The organism is Candidatus Babeliales bacterium, from assembly GCA_041660205.1.
GTDB lineage: Bacteria > Babelota > Babeliae > Babelales > Chromulinivoraceae > JACPFN01.
This window is the reverse complement of sequence record JBAZWT010000001.1, coordinates 35,079-57,474: the sequence shown is the minus strand read 5'-3', so window position 1 is coordinate 57,474 and position 22,396 is coordinate 35,079. Positions and strand designations below refer to the sequence as shown.

The window sequence follows — 22,396 nt, the reverse complement described above, 5'->3', positions numbered from 1 at the left end:
ATCTACTTTCATTAACATTTTGCAATTTTTAGGAAGATAAAAATTGTATCGAAACACGTATGTCAAAAGAACGAATAAAACCATTACAATTTGCTCGAGCTTGGATCCTTCCATCAAACGATGATATGAATCTTTCTGCTGAACAAAAGCAGTCTATGGAAGATCTATTCCAAAGCGAAGTAAGTAAATATAACTCTGGTCAATTGGTAACCGGAAAAATTATAGCAATTGATTCTAACGGTGTGCTTGTTGATATCAAGTACAAATCAAACGGAATTATCCCGCTATATGAATTCTCAGAACAAGAAATGCGCGATATTGCTGTCGGCAAAGATCTTGAAGTGATCATTGATGAACTAGAAAACATTAATGGTGATGTAGTTCTTTCTTATGAAAATGCGAAAATAGTTCGCTCATGGGATCGTATTACTAAGCTTTTTGAAGAAGGCAAACCTGTTGAAGGTGTGGTAACACACAAAGTCAAAGGTGGACTAAGTGTTGACGTTGGCGTTCCGGCATTCTTGCCTGGATCACAAGTTGACTTATATCGCGTTACAGATTTTGACAATTTTGTTGGAAAAACAGTTATTGCTGAAATCGTTAAGCTTAATAAAAAACGTGGCAACATTATTATCTCATGCAGAAAATATCTTTCTGAATGTCGTGATAAATCTCGTAAACAAATTCTTGATACTATCGAAGTTGATAAAGTTATCATGGGTACTGTTAAAAACATTACCAACTATGGTGTATTTATTGACGTTGGCGGAGTTGACGGATTGCTTCATATTACTGATATGACTTGGGGTAGAATCTCTCATCCAAGCGAATTAGTAAAAATTGGTGAAAACGTTACTGTTAAAGTTCTTTCTATTGATAAAGACAACAGTAAAATTTCACTTGGCATGAAACAACTTGGCGATAATCCATGGCAGGATATTGATAAAATAATTCAGGTTGGATCAATCATCAAAGGTCATGTTGCAAGTATTGCTGATTACGGTCTTTTCGTTGAAATTCGAAGAGGCGTTGAAGGCTTGGTACACATTTCAGAAATCTCATGGACTGATCGTATTTCAAACTTGAAAGATAGATTTAAAGTTGGTGAAGAAATTGAAGTGCTTGTAGCATCTTTAGATATTGAAAACCGTAGAATGTCTTTGAGCATTAAACAGTTATCAAAAGATCCTTGGACAACAATTAAAGAAAATTACAAAAAAGACGATCGCATTAAAGGTAAAATTACTAATATTGCTGATTTCGGTATTTTTGTTCAAATTATTCCAGGTGTTGACGGATTGGTTCACGTTTCAGACTTGTCATGGACTGAGCATATTGCTCACCCAAGCGATTTGTATAAATCAGGACAAGAGGTTGAAGCGGTTATCCTTTCAGTTGACGAAGATCACAAAAAAGTTGCTCTTGGTATCAAACAACTTTCACAAGATCCTTGGAAAACAATTGATAAAGAAATGCCAGTTGGGTCAAGAGTTATGGGCACAGTCACCAAAATTGGTAACTACGGCGCATTTGTAAAACTTTCAAATAAAGTTGAAGGTTTGATCTATAATTCTGATCTAGAACAAGGTAAAGAAAACCCTGTTGAAGTTGGCCAAACTCATGAACTTCGCGTTGTTAATATTAATGCTGGCGAACGCAAAATTGGTTTAAGCTTGAAGCTAGAGGCTACAGCGCAAGACCAACAAGCTCCAGTTGTAAAACAACAACAGCAACAACAGCCTAAGAAAAAAGCTCCAGTAAAAGTAGTAGAAGAAGATTACGTTGAAAAAGCTTCATCAGCTCCACGTATGAAATCATCACTACAAATTGAGCTTGAAAAACATGCGGCTCGTCAAAATGAAGAGTCACTTGAAGGCGCACAAGACAGCAAAAAGAAAAAAGCAAAAAAATAATCTGAAAGAATTTACACATGGAACAAACATTTGCGATTATTAAGCCTCGTGCTGTTGCTGACAAAGAAAGCGGTAAAATCATTGATATGATTGAAGCTGCTGGCTTTGAAATTGTAGCTATGGAAAAAATTACAATCTCTCCAGCGCAAGCGCAAGAGTTGTATGCTGAACACAAAGAACGTTCATTTTTTGGTGAAATGGTTCAATCTATGACATCATCTCCAGTTATCATTATGAAGCTTTCAAAAGATAACGCGGTACTAGCTTGGCGTGATTTGATGGGTGCAACAAATCCATCACAAGCATTGTCTGGTACAATCCGTGCGATCTTTGGAAAAAGCATTGGAGAAAATGCAACGCATGGTTCAGATTCTTTAGCAAGTGCTGCTCGAGAATTGAAAATATTTTTCGGCGGTTGCTGTAAATAATTTCTTTTAACTTGAACTAACAGAAAGGGTGCCCTTGTGGCACCCTTTCTTCGTATAAAATTGTTGCATATTGCGGAGCTTAGATTTGTTAGTGCATGTTGGACGAAAGTTAAGAATAATTTTTCAATTTATGCTCAGTAATTTTGTTTGCGCTTATACTGGCAAAATAGCTTTATTAAAAGCATTCCTTCTTGATGGGCTATAAACACCTCTATCAAATAATGTTCATAATGACTTTAGATTTTTTAATTGAGCGTTGTAGATAATCTACTATGGCTTTGAAAGTCTTGATTTAATCAAAGTTTGGCTCCAGAAACAGACCCCCCTTTTGACCAAAAAAACCTATTGTGATAAGCTTTTTATACTATCACATAAATCTGTTTGGGGGGAGCATATGAAAAAATCAATATTGTCAATTGTGCTTGTAACGTGTTTATCGACATCTTTTGCAAATGCCTTTTTTGTTGAATTTGGAGGATTCTTTCCATTTCAGCAGCCTAGGCTTAGGTATCAGCGAGCAGTCGTTGTAACGCATACTAGATGCGCCTATGGCAGACATATGTGCAAAAACTGTAGAATTGGCAGACCTCATCGTTGCTTCTACAGAGCTTCAGTCTGTAAGCCAGTTTATGAACCGGTTTATAATGCTCCAAGCTACGCACCATATGTTAGAGTTGCAGGATATTGGAATCTTTTTTAATAAAAACTTAATCTTTATATAAGGAAAATTAGATGAAAAAATTACTATAAACATTATTTCTTTTAGCTGGGATGACAATATCTGCTGAGCCAGATAACAATGGATTTTCAAAAAATACGTATGCTAAGTGTGGTTATCTTATAGGACTTCTTTCTGGCTTGGATGCAAATAATACGAGGCATGCTGTGGCAGACGCGCTTCGCCATGCAAATAAAGGTATGGTAGTTCGTTGTTTGGTTGTTCCGTTAATACAAGCAACTATTTTTGGTTATGTAGGATACAACCTTGGGTATGATGTAGGTTCTGTCGTAGAAAATGCAAAAAAACAGAATCAAAATAATTAAAATAAAAGACATACTTTCAAACATTTGATTATGTTAAACTCCTCAAGTTGTATAAACTTGAGGAGTTTTTTTTATGTATATTTCTCGACCTATTGCTTTCGTTACTCTGTTTTTTATAGTGACTTTGTTTTTACAGTTTACAATGTATACAAAGTCAGCTTGTATTATTATTCATGGCACTTGGGCTAAAGATGAATCGTGGTACCAACCTGAAGGTGATTTTTTTAAAGCGTTACAAAGTTCTGCGCTTGAGTTAAAAATTGTTGATGAAATTGTCCCTTTTCAATGGTCTGGAAAATTAGGGTACCAATCTCAACTACGCGCAGCCCAAAATTTGGAAAAAATAATTTCAATGTACGACGAGGTGATTTTAGTTGGCCATAGCCATGGAGTTACAGTTGGAATTCTTGCCTCAATGATTTTGTCGAAAAATGTTTCACATAAAAACAATTGTTTTAAAATCAACAAATTTTACGCTCTGGGCGTTCCTGTTGACTCAACTGGCACAATCTTTCCCGACATGTCAGTAATCGGTACATTTTACAATCTATTTTCATTTGGTGACTATGTGCAGCCGGTTAACTTGGCATTTCAGCGTTGCTTTAATTGCAGCGAGCGCATGGTAAATATTTCTGTGTTGCTGCGCAATGAGTATCCAACTCATGGTGATTTGCATCACCCTTGCATTGCACAACATCTTTTAAAAATAGAGGACTATTTTTCAGAAAAAAAATTAGGAAACTTTGAAAATTTTTCATGCAAGTTACCAGGAATTGTTTATTTTTATGAGTATGAATTGCCTCGGTATGAAATTGACCATGATCAAAAACGACTTATTGAGCTTGATAAAAAAGTTCATTGGTTGGTTACGATGGCATTTTTCAAAAATAAAAAAAACGATGATTAGGTCGTCTCGTTACGATGTATACAAAATCCACAAAGTACTCTCAATCATCAAGGTACTATCTGTAACCTTGATGTACTAAGAATTCAAAAAAATATAAAAAATATTGATTTACACAGGTGAGCGTGTTAGAAAAAATAATAATTATCATAATGATGAAAAACACCCGGCTTCGTTAAAAACTACGCCGAGGCGAAGAAGGAGAATTTGTGAAAATTATTGCAGTTTTAAATCAAAAAGGTGGAGTTGGAAAAACAACAACATCAGTCAATTTTGCAGCCGGACTTGCGCGTGCTGGAAAAAAAATAATGTTAATCGATGCAGATTTGCAAGGTAATGCAACAGTGGCCTTAGGTCTTACGTGCAGAGAGTCTGGCGACGTAACGTGTGACCTGCTTGCATTGCTGACTCGCCAATGCGCACTTGAGCAAACAATTATCCAACGCACGATCATAGAAAGCACAATAAAAAACAAAAATAAATCATTTGTTATGGATGTTATTCCGGCAACAGTTGCTCTTTCTGGTTTCGATCAAATTGTGCGCGCACTGCCCAATAAACAACTTTTATTGAAACAACTTCTTGGTGAGCTGACGCTTGCTTACGATTACGTTGTCATCGATTGTCCGCCAAGCTTAGGTTTGATGACGATCAATGCGCTCGTAGCGGCAGATGAACTTATTGTTCCTGTGCAACCAGAATTTTTTGCATTACAGGGCGTTGGTCAACTGTTGGATACGGTTGCTATGATTCAGAAAAATTTTAATCCACGACTCAAAATTGGCGGAGTACTCTGCACACGATTTAATCGTCGCAAAATTCACAACGAAGTGCTTTCTTGTTTGCAGGATCGATTTGGCAACGATATGTTTGCAACTAAAATTCATGAAAATATTGCGATTGCTGAAGCACCAAGCTTTGGACAAACTATTTTTGAATACAATCAAAACAGTTTGGGAAGTTATGATTATGATTTGCTTTGCAAAGAATTTCTTAATCGAGAAATTCGTCTTATGAATGCTCCGTTGAGTGTGCAAAAACAAGTTCAGCAATAAAATTTAAAGGATGAAGATGAAAAAAAGACTTGGTGCAATACCAAAAGGTTTAGAGTGGATTTCAGAGCGGGCAGACAAAGAAAATAAAACAATGCCACTGTTTAAAAATAGTATGGATTATCAAGTTCCAGCTGCAAAACGTGGGCTTCAAGATGATTTAATTCGTGCAACGTTTATACTCAAACAAGACTATCTTGAAAAAATTAAATCGTATGCGTACTGGGAACGGTTGCAAATTAAAGATGTGTTTGACGAAATGTGTCAGCAATTTTTTGCAAACAAAAAAGTAAGATCGGTTCCCGAAAAAAGAAAGCAAAAAACAGCATAAGTAATTTTTAGATTGTTTTAGTATAAAAAAATAAAAGGTATGAGTGAAGTACGCTCATACCTTTTATGTATAATTTGATAAGAATTAGAATTTTCAAGGAAATATATTTTTTTACTCTTGAGGCAATTCTGCTTCAGTTTCTTCTTTGCTTTTATGTTGTTTAGAAATTTTATCTAAAATTCCGTTTACAAATTTGTAAGCATCTTTTTCTGAGAAACATTTTGCAAGTTCAATTGCTTCATTCAAAATAATATTGTGCGATGTGTCAGTATACAACATTTCCCAAATAGCATAGCGAAGTACGAGCAGGGTGCATTTGCCAATGCGTTCAAATTTCCAATTTTCTAAAAACGGAATCAGGGTAGCATCAAGCTCTTGTTTGTGCAGCGCAACGCCCTCAACAATTTTTACAATATCTCCATCCAAGGCAATATCTGTTTCATATTCGCTGTTTAATTTTGCAGCAACTTCTCGAGCTGTTACTTCGTAATCAAGTGCATCGACAGCGTACAAAATATGAAAAACTAATGATCGAGTCTTTCTTCTTGACTGAATGACCTGATCAAGAGTTTCGCAAGCATTTTCTGGCTGTGGAATGACACCAGAAATTAAATGATTTTGGGCAGATTTGTCTAGGTCAGAATTATTATCGTTTTCCATTATTTATTGATCCGCTCAATGTATTCTTTGGTTCTTGTGTCTATTTTTAAAATGTCGCCTTCTTTGATAAACAAAGGAGCGAGTATAACTACGCCAGTTTCAAGGGTGATTGGTTTAGTTGCGCCACCTTGAGCAGTGTTTCCTTTAAGTCCAGGAGGTGCATCAGTTACGAGCAATTCCATAAACATTGGAGGGGTAACTGCAATTGGTTTATCTTGGAAATACATAATGTTGTATGAAGCTTGTTCTTTTAAGAAATCGATTGCTTCTTCAATTTGATCTTTGTTAAAAGAATATTGTTCGTATGAATCAAGATCCATGAAGTGATAGATGGTGTCTTCGTTGTAAAGATATTGCATATCTTTGTACTCTAGACCTGGATCTTCAAATTTTTCTCCAGAGCGGAAGGTTTCTTCCCGCATGAGTCCAGTGATCATATTTTTCATTTTTGTTTTGATATATGCTCCACCTTTTCCAGGTTTCACAGATATAAAGTCCATAACCATGTACGGTTCATTTTGAAAAAGGATTCTTTTTCCTCTTTTGAAATCTGTAGTTGAGATCACGTGGATTACTCCTTGCAAAAAGCGCTCTAATCATTTTTTAACTTCTTTAAGTATAGAAAAATCGATAAAGAAAGTAAACACGCTCATCATGGCAATTAATTGAAATTATGTAGAGCATTTGCCTTAAATCTTGTTTTTGGCTCTAAATATTAATTATATTGCTTGATAGGTAGAAATATTTAGTAAGTCGGGGGGCGGTATGAAAAAAACATTTAAAACACAGATTTTGTTAGCAATTTTAGTGGTAGGGAGCTTTGACCAGATACGTGCAGGAGCGGTATTTCGAAAGGCTCAAGAACATGTAGGCAGTGCTGAAAAAAATGCTGTTCGTGGTGCATCAGAAGAAATTTCAAGATTAGAAGCGAATCGTCTTATCTTTGCTTATGTTAATAGATTGATTTCTGAAGGTGGGAATTTGACTGACTTAGATGCACAGATTTTTGCATTGCCTGATCTTTGGTCTACCTATGTTCAAACAGGAATAAAAAATCAATTAAACAGTCGAATAGATACTCAAGGTTTTTTTGCAGCAACATCTCTCTTATCTCCATGGCTGCAAAGAGATTTTCAGCGTTATCGTATACCTTTGCAAATGCAAAATGATCAAAATAATTTAGGTCAAGGCTACCTGGCATCCAGACTAGGATATTTATATATCAAACCTAGGCAAACAGTCCAAAAAAAAGTTGTAGAGTATGTACTTGATCAAAAATTGCCTGCAGTATTTGTATCAGATCTTGAACGTGGAGTATATCCATGGTGGTTTAATATGTTAGTGCTATATGATTCTGCCAAAAATGCTATAAAAAATAATATAAAAAATTTGTTGCGAGAAAAAATCAAAAAATCTGGTGATGGCTGTCTTCGATTAAAAGTTGGTAGGTTGCCGGATTGGTTATCTGATTTTAAAAATTATACTGATATTGTCGTGAAAGACAGAATGCTTGCTGATTTTGTAGCGTCTACTTTCATACCAAGATCAGAGCAAAAATATTGGTACGTATATACTGACAGCAATTCTGCTGACAGCAGTGCTGCTATTGCAGGAGAATCTTTTGAAGCTGAAAGAGAGAAGATTGCTGAGATATTGCAAACATGTATCAAGATTGAAGAAATAGAAAATGAAGAAACAGAAAATAATGAGCAGCAGTTGCCGTCTAATATAGAATATGTATTAGTTGATATAAAAAACCTTTCTGAAAATACAGATAAAATACAAACGATATTTACAAATAATCCTAATCTGACGCTTGTCGTTTACAGCGAAGCTGCTGTCATACCAAATCAATTTAGGGTGCCTGTTTCCGTTACAAAATTATCCATAGTAGGCCGTAATATAACTCAGGTTGGTGATGATTTTCTTGATGATTATAGAAACATTGTAAACTTACAGTTACCATCAGGCTTGATCCGGGTTGGTAATGAATTTCTTGCTAGCTGTGATGCTCTTACAAGCTTACAATTGCCATCAGGCTTGACCCGGGTTGGTAATGAATTTCTTGCTGGGTGTGGCGCTCTTACAAGCTTACAATTGCCATCAGGCTTGACCCAGGTTGGCGATAGATTTCTTGCTGGGTGCAGAGGTCTTGCAAGCGTACAAGTGCCATCAGGCTTGACTCAGGTTGGTAATGACTTTCTTGTTGACTGCAGCAGCCTTACAAGTGTGCAGTTGCCATCAGGCTTGACTCAGGTCGGCAATGAATTTCTTGCTAGCTGTGATGCTCTTACAAGCTTACAATTGCCATCAGGCTTGACCCAGGTTGGTGATAGATTTCTTTTTGCTTGCAGAAGGCTAGTAAGTTTACAATTGCCATCAGGCTTGACTCGGGTTGGCGATGAATTTCTTTTTGATTGCAGCAGCCTTGTAAACTTGCAATTGCCATCAGACTTGACCGAGGTTGGCAATGATTTTCTTTTTGGTTGCAGTAGTCTTGTAACTCTACAGTTGCCATCAGGCTTGACTTGGGTTGATCATGGATTTCTTTTTGGTTGCAGTAGTCTTGTAAGTTTAGCATTGCCATCAGGCTTGACTGATGTTGGCAATGATTTTCTTTTTGATTGCAGCAGCCTTGTAAGCTTGCAATTACCATCAGGCTTGACTCGGGTTGGCGATCACTTTCTTACTGGTTGCAGCAGCCTTGTAAGTTTAAATGTGCCATCAGGCTTGACTCGGGTTGGCGATCACTTTCTTGCTGGTTGCAGCAGTCTTACTGCTATTGCGATAGGAAGAAATTTTCCGCAGCAGACTATTGATGAGTTAAAACAGCGCGTACCGAATATACAGATTACTTTAAAATTAGGTAGTTAAAAAAATTAGATAACGTTAAGATTTTTCATAAAAGTTGTTTTGCGATACAATGGTTGTTTTAGCCTTACTTTTTTAACTATAACGCAGCTGTTTTATTAGGAAATTACTTATGAAAAAAACATCTAAAATACAAAGCTTGTTAGCAATGTTATTGGTAGGGAGCTTTGACCAACTACACGCAGGAGAGGTGTTTCGAAAAGCTCAAGAACATATAGGTAGAGCTGAAAAAAATGCTCTTCTTGGGACATCAGAAGACATTTCAAGATTAGAAGCAAATCGTCTTTTATTTACCTACGTTAACAGAGCCATTGTTGAAGGTGGACATTTGACTGATTTAGACGAACAGCTTTTTGCATTGCCCGATTATTCGTCTACCTATGTTCAAACAGGGATAAAAAATCAGCTAAACAGTCGAATAGATACTCAAGGTTTTTTTGCAGCAACATCTCGTCTATCTTCATGGCTGCAAGAAGATTTTCAGCGTTATCGTATACCTATGCAAAATGATCAAAACGGTTTAGCGCAAGGATATCTAGCATCGAGAATGGGAGATTTATACACTAAGCCTGAGCAAATGGATTTTAAAAAAATTAAAGCGTATACATTTGATAAAAAGTTGCCTGCGGTATTTATAGCAGATCTTGAGCGTGGAGTATATCCATGGTGGTTTGATAAACTAGAGATATCTGATTCTGCCAAAAATATTATAGAAAATAATATAAAAAGTTTATTACGAGAAAAAATCAAAGAATCTGGTGATAGCTGTTTGCGATTAAAAGTTGGCAGGTTGCCGGATTGGTTATCTGATTTTAAAAATTATACTGATACTGTCGTGAAAGACCCAATGCTTGCTGATTTTGTAGCATCTGCTTTCATACCAAGATCAGAGCAAAGATATTGGTACGCTTACACTGACAGCAGTTCTGCTGACAGCAGTGCCGCTGTTGCAGAAGAGCCTTTTGATTCTGAAAGAGAGAAGATTGCTGAGATACTGCAAACGTGTATCAAGATTGAAGAAATAGAAAACGAAGAAATAGAAAATAATGAGCAGCAGTTGCCGTCTAATATAGAATATGTATTAGTTGATATAAAAAATCTTCCTGAAAATAGAGGTAAAATAAAAACGATATTTAGAAATAATCCAGATTTGACGCTTGTCATTTATAGTGCAGCTGCTGTCATACCAGTTCGGATTAATGTATCACTTTTCGTTAAAAAGCTATCTATAGTAGGCCGTAATGTAACTCAGGTTGACGATGGTTTTCTTTTTGGTAGCAGTATTGAAAGTTTACAATTGCCATCAGGATTGACTCGGGTTGGTGATAGCTTCCTTTCTGGTTGTCATAGTCTTGTAAATGTACAGTTGCCATCAGGCTTGACTGAGGTTGGAGTTAGTTTTCTTGCTAATTGCAGCAGGCTTGTAACTCTACAATTGCCATCAGGTTTGATTCGGGTTGGAAATGGATTTCTTGCTAATTGCCGCTGGCTTGTAACTCTACAATTGCCATCAGGTTTGATTCGGGTTGGAAATGGATTTCTTGCTAATTGCCGCTGGCTTGTAACTCTACAGTTGCCATCAGGCTTGACTCAGGTTGGTAATGATTTTCTTTTTGGTTGCAGCAGTCTTACTACTATTACGATAGGAAGAGATTTTCCGCAGCAGACAATTGATGATTTAAAACAGCGCTTACCGAACGCACAGGTTACTTTAAAGCTAGGCAGTTAAAAAAATTAGACAACGCCAAGATTTTTTATAAAAGTTATGTTGCAATATAATGATTGTTTTTTATTGCTACTTTTTTTAAGTAAAATGTAGCTGCTTTATTAGGAAACTACTTATGAAAAAAGATATTTTGTTTGATTTTTTAAGTAAAGAAGAAGGAAGACAACTTGAAGGTATTAATTTAATTGCATCAGAAAATTACGCTTCGGTTGATATACTTTCGATGGTTGGATCGGTGCTTACCAATAAATATGTTGAAGGAAATGTAGGCGCTAGGTACTACAGTGGTTGCGCATTTGTAGACCAGATTGAAGCAGAGACCATTGAACGTTTTAAAAAAATATTTAACGCAGAGCATGCAAATGTTCAGCCTCACTGTGGATCTTCAGCAAACTTTGCTGTCTATTTTGCCTTACTCAGTCCAGGGGACACTATTTTAAGTATGAAGCTTTCTGCTGGCGGACACTTAACTCATGGTCATAGCGTGAATTTATCTGGCAAACTGTATAACATTGTAACGTATGGCGTTGATGAAAAAACTGGGTTGATCGATTATAGTGCTGTTGAAAAATTGGCATTGCAACATAAACCAAAATTGATCATAGCTGGTGCTTCATCATACTCTCGCACTCTCGATTTTCAACGTTTTTCAAAGATCGCTAAAAAAGTTGAGGCATATTTTTTTGCAGATATTGCGCACATTGCGGGACTTGTGGCTGCTGGTTTGCATCCGTCTCCATTTCCATGGGCTGACTGTGTAACCATGACAACACACAAAACATATCGTGGCCCTCGCGGTGCCGTTATTTTATGTAAAAAAGAATTTGCGCAGATGATTGATCGTGCTGTTATGCCTGGAATTCAAGGTGGCGCTTTTATGAATGTGATTGCTGCAAAAGGTATTGCTTGCGCGCAAGCAAGCCTACCAGAATTTGCCTCTTATCAAAAACAAGTGATACAAAATGCGCAAAGCATGGCACATGTTTTTACGCAGCGTGGGTATACCATTGTTTCTGGTGGAACTGACACTCATTTATTTTTAATCGATGTTCGTCCTTTGGGCCTGACAGGAAAACAAGTAGAAGAAATTCTTGAAGCTGTTGGCATTTTTGTAAATCGTAATGCTATACCTTATGACAGCAACTCACCAATGGTTGCAGGTGGCATTCGAATCGGAACAGCAGCCATTACAACGCGTGGAGCAACGCAAACTGACTGCGAGCAGATCGCTCAGCTTGTGTGCGATATTATCTCTGAAGCTCAAGATAAACAAGATATCGGTGCATATGGTGAGCTGGTGAAAGAAATTACGAGTAGATGGTCATAAGAAAAGGATTGGTAGGAAGTTTTTTAAGAAAGTACTGTTTAGTTTTTGTATGCAACGTCTTTTGTGTTTTTGCCGCAACATGATACGATAGCTCATAATAAAACTGTGTAAAACATTGCTGTAAAAAAGGCTGTAGATCTATGAATGCGCAAGTATGTAAAATCTTTTATATTTCGTTATTGTTAAATTCACTCGTAGCCAAAGCGCCGTTGGTTTGTGTTGGTTTTTCTGGAAAACAATTGCTTGATGGCAGCGTACAGGGTAAAAAATGCAAAACTGAAATTTCAAAATTTGAAGATCAGGTCGTTGAAAAGGTTGAAGCGCTGCGAGTTGTGGTTGCAGTACAAGAACAAACAATGAAAAAATTGCGGCAAGAAGTTACAAAAAAAAGAGAGCTGTTTGAATTAAAGCATAAAGATCTCAAAAAAAATGATCCTATTTTTATCAAAGAAAAAGAAGAACTTTCCAAGCAAATCCATGATTTGAATAACAAAGAACGAGAGCTTGAAAAAGCTCAGCAATTATTTATGTCTGACGTGCAACAAGCATCAAATCTGATCAAGAAAAAATATGATACGATAACAAAATTATTCTACAAAGACGTAGCTACTCGGTACGGGCCAATGCGAGGGTGGGATATTGTTTTTGAAAAAAATAATAAAGATGTTGCGTCGTATATCTCGGGTCATAGCGATAAAACTGAGGAGCTTCTACAGTTGCTTAACAAACAAGTTTGCGCTCAAGGTAAAGTTTATCAAACTAAACCTGATGTTAAAAGATTGTTTGAAGATTTAGGTATCATTCATTTAGAAAATAACAAAATTGATTCGTCAATTTGTGGTGACCTTGATGCAAGAAAAACTGCTTATTATCGCAACAACAAAGCGCTACTGGATCAATACAAAATTAAATATGCATCATGTGTTGCGCAGCATTATCGAGCGCCATTTTATATAAAATGGATTTCTGAAAAAGTTGGCTTTGGGGTCTTTGCATCAGCAGACATTAAAGCTGGAGAATTGGTCCAAGAGTACACAGGTATCCTTCGAGTTCCATCGAAACATAAAGGTTTATTTGCAGATGATACAACGTATTCATGGAATTATCCTGCTGTAGGGAACTATGCAGCAGCATTGCACTTGGATTCCAAATTTGAAGGCAATGAAATGCGTTTTGTTAATCATGGCAATGATCCAAACGCTGTTCAAATTACTATAATCGGTGCAGATAATTTATTTCATGTTTGCTACATAGCAAGCCGAAATATCAAAACTGGAGAGCAAATTTTAGTAAGCTACGGAAAAGATTATTGGGCTTGTAGAAATTACTATGAAGATCTTTTTTAATGAGTGGTAATTTGATCTGCGTTGGAAGTGTTTTTATTGAAATTTTTACGCTTAGATAATTTTTTTTGTTGGACAAGAGCTTTTCTTTTTGCTGCGTGTCGACCTTTAATTCGATTAGGTGCAGAAGTAAATTCTTTAATAATTTTTGAAGAAATTTCTAAATGGCTTCCTGGCTGATCACTCCACACCGTAGGAACTTCTGCTATTTTTTTTCCTTCAAGCGCACACAAATATAAAAGCTCAAGGTCAAAAGCCCATCCTTGTTCTGTCATATCAGGTGTAACTTTTTTAATCGCGTCGTAAGTAAAAATTTTTGCGCCACATTGTGTATCTTTATAAGGAAGTCCAAACTGTTGACGGAGCATCCAGTTATAAATTTTTCCACCCACTTTTCTAAACCAATGACGTTCTGGTTCTATCACGGCGCCTGATGTGTACCGGCTTGCAATTGCTCCATCACAGTCTTTGCTTGCGACGATCAAATCATAAAAGTTTTGTGGCAGTGTTGCCATATCAGCATCTACAAATCCGATTAAGTCGAAATGTTCACTTTGCCTCGGCGTAGCCTTGTGCGAAGCCGGGTCTAGTGCCCACAAAAAACCCTGCTTGACGGCAAATCCTTTTCCGCCCGGTATAAGATTTATAAGCTCAATGTTTTTATGATGATTTTGTATTTCTTCGACGACTTCGACAGTTTTATCTTTGCAGTTATTTGCAACAACTAAAAATGTTGTTTTTTCTGGTTTTTCTGCAAAGTATGAAACGTATGTTTCAAGCATGTGGGCAATACGTTTTTCTTCATTGTATGCAGGAATTACGATGCAGACTTTGATGTTGGCATGCAATGCTTCAAGAGTCCACATGAAGCAAAAGATGAACAGTTTGAGAAAATGAAATATGTTTTTTTTCATAGGTTTTATTTTCGAAATTAAAAGTTGATAGTTGGTTGCAGAGCAGCTTATCAGATAGCTCTTGTTTTTCAAACAGGAACGTAGTCTTCTTAATTTAAACTATGAAAAAGAGGGCAAAGATTATAGAATGTAAAAAAGTTGTAGTAGTGTTTTTTAATAGTTGTTTCAGGTTGCAAAGGATAAAAATGGATAAATTGTATGCTCCATGGCGTGATCGGTATGTGCGCACGCAGATAAAAGGTGAGCAATCTGGAGCTTGCGTTTTCTGTGAAGTTTTTACAGATACGCAGTCTGATGAAAGTCGATTAGTGCTCTTTAGAAATCAAGACATTGCTGTTCTACTTAACCTTTATCCATACAATGGCGGACATCTTTTAGTGGTGCCAAAAAACCACGAATCAGAATTTTATGAATTGTCAGAGTCGATTTTACATCAGCTGATGAGTGCAACATCTAAAAGTATGCAAATCATAAAAAAAGAATTTAATTGCGATGGTATTAACTTTGGAGCCAACGTTGGCCGAGCTGCCGGAGCAGGAATTCCACAACATGTTCATATGCACATAGTTCCTCGCTTTGCTGGTGACACTGGTTTTTTTACAACCATTGGCGAGAGCAAACAAGTGTCTGTTGATTTAGAAAAAATATATAAAAATTTAAAACCTCATTTTGATAAAAATTTTATTGGATAAAAATATGAAATCCCTAGAGCTGCGTCGTAAGTTTTTTGATTACTTTGTAAAACATGGTCATGAAAAAGTTGCAAGTTCATCACTCATTCCCGCTGGAGACCCAACGCTTCTTTTTGCAAACGCGGGAATGAATCAATTTAAAGATGTTTTTCTAGGAAATGAAAAACGTAGTTATAAGCGTGCAGTTTCTATTCAAAAATGTGTGCGCGCTGGCGGAAAACATAACGATCTTGAAAATGTTGGGTTTACGCAACGTCATTTAACGTTTTTTGAAATGATGGGGAACTTTTCCTTTGGTGATTATTTTAAAAAAGAAGCAATTCAGTTTGCTTGGGACTTTTTAACCAAGGAAATTGGACTCGATAGCAGTGAACTGTACGTTACAGTGCATCACAGCGACCAGGAATCATATGACATTTGGCATGAGATCATGGGCATTCCAAAAAATAAAATTTTTAAATTAGGTGAAAGTAATTTTTGGCAGATGGGTGACGTTGGGCCTTGTGGTCCATGCACTGAAATTTTTGTAGATCGCGGAACAGAAGTTGGTTGCGGCAGTAAAGATTGTAGCCCTGATTGCGGATGTGACAGATTTTTAGAAGTTTGGAACAACGTGTTCATGCAGTTCAGTCGTCAAGCTGATGGTACCGATGTACCTCTGAAACAAACGGGCGTTGATACAGGCATGGGCCTTGAGCGACTTGCACTTGTTGTACAGAAAAAGCAGTCAGTTTTTGAAACCGATGCATTCCAAACAATATTTTCAAAAATTGAACAGTTAACTGGTCACTCATACGAAAATGGTAACGATGATATCCGCGCAGCATTTAACGTGCTTGGTGATCATGTCCGTTCTTCAACATTTCTTATCTCTGATGGTTGCGCTCCTTGCAACGAAGGACGTGGCTATGTTTTAAGAAAAATTATTCGTCGAGCAGCTTTGTTCGCACAAAAATTAACTGATAAAAATATTTTCCCTGAGTTAGCTTTAGCGTTAATTGCTGACATGAAATCAGTGTATCCTGAACTTGAGTCAAACAAGCAGCGTATCGCATCAGTTCTAACGCTAGAAATTGAACGTTTTTCAGACAATTTAATTCGCGGTAAAAGAATTTTACAAGATCATATGAATGCTCACGAGTCTACAAAATCAATCACGGGTGATTATGCTTTTATGCTGTATGATACCTATGGCTTTCCGCTTGAAGTTACTAAATTAATTGCACTAGAAAATGGTTTTGTTGTTGACGAAATAGGCTTTGAAAAAAGCATGGAAGCACAACGACAAAGATCTGGTAAAAAAATGAAAGACACATCTGGCAACGCCGCAGTACTTGATCAGTCGGTAAAAACAGAATTTACTGGTTATCAAAGTTTAAGTGAAACCTCAAAGGTTATAGCTCTTGTAGTCGATGACCTTTCTGTTGAGTCTGTTGCGCAAGGAGCTGAGTGTTGGGTTGCTGCAGAAAAATCACCATTCTATGTGGCTTGTGGTGGTCAAATAAATGACCAAGGTCTTGTGACTGTTGCAAGCAAACAGACGCCACTTCTTGATTTGAAAAAAATGGGCGAAGCAATTTTGGTAAAAATTATTGCACCTGAAAAAATCACCGTAGGCGACAGCGTCACGATGAGCGTGATTGAGCGAGTACGCTTGCATACCATGAAAAATCATACAGCAACACATTTACTGCAGGCTGCACTTCAAAATATTTTGGGCAATGGCGTTAAGCAAGCTGGTTCAATTGTAACTCCTGAGTATTTACGTTTCGATTACACCCATCATAAACCACTGACAGCTGAAGAGATTAAAGCTGTAGAAGATTTGGTGAATCAAAAAATTTGGGAAAATATTCCTGTGGTAGTTGAAAATACTACATACAAGCAAGCAACAGCTCGTGGCGTAACAGCGTTTTTTGGCGATAAATATAACCTTGATGACGTTCGTGCAATTAGCATTAGTGATTTTTCTGCTGAGCTATGCGGTGGAACGCACGTACGAGCAACGGGTGATATTGGTGTATTTAAAATCACTGAAGAAATAGCTCTTGCTGCAGGTCAACGTCGTATAGTAGCTGTTACGGGCTTTGGTGCTTTGCAGCAGTTTCAACAAGATTTTTTCTTGGTTAAAAAATTGTGCCAAGATCTTAAAACAAAACCGCAGCAGCTTTTTACAACAGTTGAAGAATTGAACAATAAAATAAAAGAACAACAAAAAGAAATTGCAGCTTTTAAATCTGCAGTAGTTAAAAATCAAATTCCAGCATGGTTACAACGTGTTAAAATGATTGGTGATCTTGCGTTTGCTGTAATTGACGCAAAAGGATATGGCATTGACGACATGCGTACGATTGCACAAGAACTACAAAAACAAAAACCAGGGCTATATGTTTTACTGAGCACGCAAGGTGGTAAAAGTTCATTTGTTGCAATGGTAGATAAAAAGTTTGCAGACCGTGTGGTGTTTGCAGATCTTAAACCATGGTTGCAAAAAGAATTTGGATTACAGGGCGGTGGTAACAATCTAGCACTTCAAGGTGGTGGACCAGTTGTTGATATCGCGCAAGTTGCGGAAAAATTAACTGGATGGTTAAAGTAAATAAATAGTTAGTAGATATAAAAATAGGCTGCGCGTATTGATTTGATTTGCGCAGCCTATTTTATTTTTTTTAATTTGAATTCAACTTTTACATTGAAGAATGTGAAGAGTCGTCAGAAAGAATTTCTTCAATCATATCGATAGATTTGTTGATGAGTCCATCAACTTGGTCTGGAGTTTGCGTAAATCGTGCAGTTACAAAATTTCCAACATCAGCAGGATCGTTTGGGCGACCAACTCCACAGCGCAACCGTAAAAAGTTTTCACCGCCATGAGCGATAAGTGATCGCAGTCCATTGTGTCCACGAGCACTACCACCATGCTTTACGGTAACTTTTTCGAATGGAAAATCGATTTCATCGTGGATGACAAAAATATGTTCTTGTTTGATGCCACGCTTTTGCAGATGCTTTAAAATTTCTCCAGAATTGTTCATGAATGTTTGCGGTTTGATCAGGAGGATTTCTTTATCGTTGATATCGACTGACGCAACGAGCATGTTATTTTTTTCTGACCATGTGCCGTTGTGCAGCTCGCAGAGTCGGTCAACGATTAAAAAACCGATATTGTGAGGGGTGTAAGCATACGTAGGCCCTGGATTTCCAAGACCTACGATAGCTTTGACACTTATTTTAATATCTGTGGCTTTAATATCTGCGAGTAAAGCATTTTGCTTTTTCATAGATTGTTTTATTTTTTTGCAGGAGTTGTTGCTGCTTTTTCAGCGGCTTCTTTTTTTGCTTTGTTTAAAGCTTTTACTTTTTTATCAAGCTCTGCAATAACAAGGTTAGTTTTTAATACGCTTGGATTTACAAACACAATGTTTTCTTCCATTAAAACAATGTCCCAGCCTTCGCGATGTGCAACTTCTTTGATTACTTCTCTTACAAGAGTATCAAAAATTCCCATTTCTTTTTGGTTGACTGCTTGTATTTTAGCTTCAACTTTTTGAACATCGCCTTAAATATTTAAATTTGGGTTTCCGTATAATTTTTGAGCCATGCGGTCTAATTCTCTTTTTCCATCTTCAAGCTTTTGTCCACGATCTTGAAGTGAATCAATTTTTGATTGGCGAGCTTGTTCTGAAAGCATTTTTGCATTTTTTTCGAATTCTGCAACTTCAGCTCCAAGAGCTTCTTTTTCAGCTTGTAGTTTTTGACCTTTTGCTTGTAGTTTTTTATCTTCTTCTTGCAAAGGCTTGGTTAATTTTTCTTGTTCTGATTGAACTTTTGCCCGTATAGCTTTTCCAGCTTCAGAATCATCCATGACTTTTCGTCCACTGATTACAACAATAGATGAGTTAGACTTAGCGTCCGCTGAAATATCGGTGAAAAAAAGAAGGGCAGCTAGAGAAAAAAATAGTGTTGTTTTTGAGTTGTTCATTTGAATCCTTTTTATGAATGTAAAAATATTTCTACGTTTTGATTTGGACGACAAAACTATATTCTTTTTATCAAAATCAGTCAATTTTTTTACGCTAGAAATCTCACCCAGTTTTTTATATCTGGGTTGGGTAATAGATGGTGAAAAATGTGTTTATTTATTTGTTTTAAAAATTGATAAGGAAACAGCGACAAGTTAATGTTTTGAATTGTATTTGATTTGGATTCCCCTAACCCTTCATCAAAGTCATGCTTACACTTTAAGTATTGATTGATTTCAAAATCAACAATTTTTTATTGTTTTTTTCAAAGTCATGATTGACTCATTGTTTAAGGTGTAAAACGTTTGAGTTTTTACCTTATTTCACACTGCTTTGGAGTTCGTTATGTAAGGCTTCGCAGAATGATAGGAAATTGGTTAGTGGAATTTTTGGAAAAGGAAGTTGAATTTTTTAAAAAGAAGCGTTTGCTTTGAAGTGTCGCTAAAGGACTTTTTATTTTTATTGCCCAGCCGTCGTATTTCGCTACCGCTCATTTACTATGGCGGGCAGCTTTCGCATTGTATTTAAATATTTATTTCTTCGATTATTGCTTTGGGCAATCAGTAATGGCCGTGCCAGCTGAAGCCTTGGCGAAAGCTGGTGGAGGCGATGGGAATCGAACCCATGTCCGTAGAAAGTCAAGCCAAAAGTACTACATGTTTATCTTCCAAGTATACGAACTTGCCGCCTTGAAAGCAGAGCATTACAAGTAAGTCTATTTCTTATACATCTGCACTACGAAACAGCGAAACATTATACAGATAGGACTAATGGTTTATAATACGAAAGACAATGAAGAATAGTCGTCTTCACGGCGTCTTAAGGAAACTGCCATACCTGCAACCATTGCGAACAATGCTACAAAGAATGAAGTTCCCACAGTTTTAAATTCTGCATTTATTTAGTTTTATTGTTTGATTAACGAGCACTCAATAAAAGCTCGACATGCACTCTCAACTATCATTAACACGTCGAAACCAGTACGCCCCCGGTTTATTTTCAAAGAATTTTAAACGTATAAATAGCATAACAGATTCTAAGCCCCAGTCAAAAGGTTAAGGGCCTATCTTGCCCTTTGGCTCCTAGTGGGCGCTTGGTTTAGGGCGATAAATTTGGACTTTGGACACGTTTGCCAAAAAGGGAGCAAAAATATGGGCTATTTTTCGAAAAAGATGAACAAATCAAGGATTTGACCCCTATAGCGGTTGACATTGTGGTGTAAGAGCGTATGATGTTATTGCGGGATGGAGCAGCCTGGTAGCTCGTTGGGCTCATAACCCAAAGGTCGTTGGTTCGAATCCAACTCCCGCAACCAAATTTAAGCACTCTTTTTTTAAAGGGTGCTTCTTTTTTTGTCAAAAATTTAGACTCAATTTTAAAAGAAATGGTTTGACAGCCTGGATCCTCGATTCCGCCTTCGTTAAAACTACGGAACGGACAGGCCGGTGTCGCCTGTCAGCCATAGCTCGGAGAGCGACGGCTGAAGGACGACGAGAAGAAAAAATAAAGTTATGCTCTGAAAGTGTCGCGTAACTTTGAAATCTCGTCGATCTAATCAAAGTAAGTTAATTTGATTCCAAAGCTTTTTCTCGTGATATACATCAAGCCTAAAAACAGAAGCGATAGTGGTCCCGTCCAGGCCCATGATCCGATCTGGTCTAAGAAAAATGTTTGATCTACGTAAATAAAATAGAGATTTAATGTAAAGCTCATGCGTTCGATTATGAAGTAAAGGCTTCGGTATGAAGTCCAAAAGATACTACAGCACAAAGTGAGCTGCGCTAGGCAGCGCATTAAAAACGTTAAGCTTTCTGATTTTGGCCATTGAAGCTTTAGATACACATGTAAAAAAAACATGAAAAATATTGTCTGCGCAATGGCTGCAACCGAAGATGAAAAGGCGATTCCTGCAGCTCCATAATGTTTCATTAAAAGTTGATTGAGTGCAATATTGATACTGATTGATATAAACGTTGAAATCACGGGAATGTGCGTAAGCTGCAAAGCATAAAAAATAGTTAAGAAAACTTTGTTGAGCGAGAAAAAGAGAAGACCAATAAGGTATGCGATAAAAATTGACTGAGCAATCAGAACTTTGCTCGTAGCGGCAGCGTCACCAATAAATAATGTTTGAAAAATTGTTTCTGAAAAAAAACCTAATAAAAAACAGATGGGCATAGTTGACCAGATAACGAATTTTATTGATTCGAAAAGCTGTGAAGCAAGCTGCGTTGGTTCCTCTAAGTGCAACTTTGAAAAATGAGGCAAAAGTACGGTGACCAGTGATGCAGTAATAATGCCGATCGGAATATTGACGAATTGATAAGCATATCGAAGCAGTGTAAGCGATCCGCCTGGAAGATACGAAGCAAACCCTGTGTTGATGAAATGATTAATTTCTAAAATTCCAACGCTAAAAAAGCATGGTAAAAATTGCACTAAAATTATTTTAAATTCATGCCATGTGCTGCGATGTGCTCTTTGGAAATAAAATCCTTCATACACATATGCAGCAATGTGTAATAAAAAAAATAGGAACGAAGATGCGATCATGCAATAACAAAATGCTGCGATTGAAAGTTTGAAGAACAAACAAATTACAAGAGCTGCGACGTACAACACGTTTGAAAGTGATGGGGCGATAGCCGGCATGAAAAACTTACGTTGTGATTGAAGAGCTGATGCAAAAATAGCCCCTGAAGACATACATAAAATAAATGAAATTAAAATTTTGAGCAGGCCAGAGCACTGTGCGATTTTTTCTTCAGTAAATCCAGGAGCGATACATTTAATAAACCATGACGAGTGAAAAAACACCACAAGACAGATGGCAAACATGATTGATTCGATGATGATAAAAGAAAGAGTTGTGAGTCTGTTAAGACTATCTTTGCCGCCTTTATGCTCTGAATTAATCATAGCTGGAACAAGGACCGAAGAAAGAGATCCTTCAGCAAAAATTTTACGCATGGTGTTTGGTATGCGAAAAGCTGTGTAGAAAATATCAGAGGAATCGCCAACGCTTAAAAAACGAATTAAAAGAATTTCACGTATGAAAGCTATGCATCGGCTGATGAGTGCAAAGAAGCCAATTTTAGAACTTTGTTTTAAAATAGAACGTGACATATTGCATTAACCCCTAAAATAAGTAAGTATGAATATTGAGTAT

20 protein-coding genes, 1 tRNA gene and 1 other RNA gene are annotated in these 22,396 nt (G+C 37.0%); 14 read left to right on the top strand and 8 right to left on the bottom strand.

Annotation, left to right across the window (positions count from 1 at the left end):
- Window positions 1–59 precede the first annotated feature (59 nt).
- The 7 genes from WC747_00300 (at window position 60) to WC747_00270 (ending at window position 5,672) form a co-directional block, all read left to right on the top strand.
- Complete coding sequence (locus WC747_00300) at window positions 60–1,913, top strand: 30S ribosomal protein S1 (GenBank protein ID MFA5998447.1); 1,854 nt, start codon at window positions 60–62, stop codon at window positions 1,911–1,913.
- A gap of 17 nt (window positions 1,914–1,930) precedes the next feature.
- Window positions 1,931–2,341 (top strand): nucleoside-diphosphate kinase, encoded by a 411-nt coding sequence (gene ndk, locus WC747_00295; protein MFA5998446.1) that lies wholly within the window; start codon window positions 1,931–1,933, stop codon window positions 2,339–2,341.
- 394 nt (window positions 2,342–2,735) lie between these two features.
- Window positions 2,736–3,041 carry a hypothetical protein gene (locus WC747_00290; GenBank protein MFA5998445.1) on the top strand — a complete coding sequence of 102 codons (306 nt, stop codon included), beginning with the start codon at window positions 2,736–2,738 and terminating at the stop codon, window positions 3,039–3,041.
- 71 nt (window positions 3,042–3,112) lie between these two features.
- Entirely contained in the window at window positions 3,113–3,385 is a 273-nt protein-coding gene (locus WC747_00285; GenBank protein ID MFA5998444.1) for a hypothetical protein, read from the top strand.
- Window positions 3,386–3,458: 73 nt separating this feature from the next.
- Entirely contained in the window at window positions 3,459–4,292 is an 834-nt protein-coding gene (locus WC747_00280) for a hypothetical protein (GenBank protein MFA5998443.1), read from the top strand.
- Window positions 4,293–4,498: 206 nt separating this feature from the next.
- Window positions 4,499–5,344, top strand: a complete 846-nt coding sequence (locus tag WC747_00275) for a ParA family protein (GenBank protein ID MFA5998442.1) — start codon at window positions 4,499–4,501, stop codon at window positions 5,342–5,344.
- Window positions 5,345–5,360: 16 nt separating this feature from the next.
- Window positions 5,361–5,672, top strand: coding sequence for a hypothetical protein (locus WC747_00270; GenBank protein ID MFA5998441.1), 312 nt, complete (start codon window positions 5,361–5,363; stop codon window positions 5,670–5,672).
- Between the two features lie 111 nt (window positions 5,673–5,783).
- Here the strand turns inward: WC747_00270 and nusB are convergent, their stop codons facing one another.
- Window positions 5,784–6,332, bottom strand: coding sequence for a transcription antitermination factor NusB (gene nusB, locus WC747_00265; GenBank protein ID MFA5998440.1), 549 nt, complete (start codon window positions 6,330–6,332; stop codon window positions 5,784–5,786).
- The gene (efp, locus tag WC747_00260; GenBank protein MFA5998439.1) at window positions 6,332–6,898 is read right to left on the bottom strand and encodes an elongation factor P; all 567 of its coding nucleotides are present in this window, start codon (window positions 6,896–6,898) and stop codon (window positions 6,332–6,334) included. The genes nusB and efp overlap by 1 nt, the downstream gene beginning before the upstream one ends.
- 199 nt (window positions 6,899–7,097) lie before the next feature.
- On the opposite strand from efp, the gene WC747_00255 reads away from it, so the two are divergent.
- From WC747_00255 to WC747_00240, 4 genes are all read left to right on the top strand, one after another.
- Window positions 7,098–9,206 carry a leucine-rich repeat domain-containing protein gene (locus WC747_00255; protein MFA5998438.1) on the top strand — a complete coding sequence of 703 codons (2,109 nt, stop codon included), beginning with the start codon at window positions 7,098–7,100 and terminating at the stop codon, window positions 9,204–9,206.
- A gap of 109 nt (window positions 9,207–9,315) precedes the next feature.
- Entirely contained in the window at window positions 9,316–10,932 is a 1,617-nt protein-coding gene (locus WC747_00250) for a leucine-rich repeat domain-containing protein (protein ID MFA5998437.1), read from the top strand.
- Window positions 10,933–11,044: 112 nt separating this feature from the next.
- The gene (gene glyA, locus WC747_00245; GenBank protein MFA5998436.1) at window positions 11,045–12,256 is read left to right on the top strand and encodes a serine hydroxymethyltransferase; all 1,212 of its coding nucleotides are present in this window, start codon (window positions 11,045–11,047) and stop codon (window positions 12,254–12,256) included.
- A gap of 140 nt (window positions 12,257–12,396) precedes the next feature.
- Entirely contained in the window at window positions 12,397–13,602 is a 1,206-nt protein-coding gene (locus WC747_00240; protein MFA5998435.1) for an SET domain-containing protein-lysine N-methyltransferase, read from the top strand.
- Here WC747_00240 and WC747_00235 read toward each other — a convergent pair.
- Window positions 13,599–14,513, bottom strand: coding sequence for a glycosyltransferase (locus WC747_00235; protein MFA5998434.1), 915 nt, complete (start codon window positions 14,511–14,513; stop codon window positions 13,599–13,601). The two genes, WC747_00240 and WC747_00235, sit on opposite strands and share 4 nt — an antisense overlap.
- A 185-nt stretch (window positions 14,514–14,698) precedes the next feature.
- On the opposite strand from WC747_00235, the gene WC747_00230 reads away from it, so the two are divergent.
- Window positions 14,699–15,205: an HIT domain-containing protein gene (locus WC747_00230; GenBank protein ID MFA5998433.1), complete on the top strand. Its 507-nt coding sequence runs from the start codon at window positions 14,699–14,701 to the stop codon at window positions 15,203–15,205.
- Between the two features lie 4 nt (window positions 15,206–15,209).
- Window positions 15,210–17,804 (top strand): alanine--tRNA ligase, encoded by a 2,595-nt coding sequence (gene alaS / locus WC747_00225; GenBank protein MFA5998432.1) that lies wholly within the window; start codon window positions 15,210–15,212, stop codon window positions 17,802–17,804.
- A gap of 88 nt (window positions 17,805–17,892) precedes the next feature.
- On the opposite strand, the gene pth is transcribed toward alaS, so the two are convergent.
- The 4 genes from pth to ssrA form a co-directional block, all read right to left on the bottom strand.
- On the bottom strand, window positions 17,893–18,486 hold the full coding sequence (pth, locus tag WC747_00220; protein MFA5998431.1) for an aminoacyl-tRNA hydrolase: 594 nt from the start codon (window positions 18,484–18,486) through the stop codon (window positions 17,893–17,895).
- 8 nt (window positions 18,487–18,494) lie between these two features.
- Entirely contained in the window at window positions 18,495–18,713 is a 219-nt protein-coding gene (locus tag WC747_00215; protein ID MFA5998430.1) for a hypothetical protein, read from the bottom strand.
- 51 nt (window positions 18,714–18,764) lie between these two features.
- Complete coding sequence (locus WC747_00210; protein ID MFA5998429.1) at window positions 18,765–19,187, bottom strand: hypothetical protein; 423 nt, start codon at window positions 19,185–19,187, stop codon at window positions 18,765–18,767.
- Between the two features lie 638 nt (window positions 19,188–19,825).
- Window positions 19,826–20,217: a transfer-messenger RNA gene (ssrA, locus tag WC747_00205) on the bottom strand.
- Window positions 20,218–20,465: 248 nt separating this feature from the next.
- Between ssrA and WC747_00200 the strand changes: the two genes are divergently transcribed.
- A tRNA-Met gene (locus tag WC747_00200) sits at window positions 20,466–20,542 on the top strand.
- 236 nt (window positions 20,543–20,778) lie between these two features.
- Here the strand turns inward: WC747_00200 and murJ are convergent.
- Window positions 20,779–22,353, bottom strand: a complete 1,575-nt coding sequence (gene murJ / locus WC747_00195) for a murein biosynthesis integral membrane protein MurJ (protein MFA5998428.1) — start codon at window positions 22,351–22,353, stop codon at window positions 20,779–20,781.
- Between the last annotated feature and the right edge of the window lie 43 nt (window positions 22,354–22,396).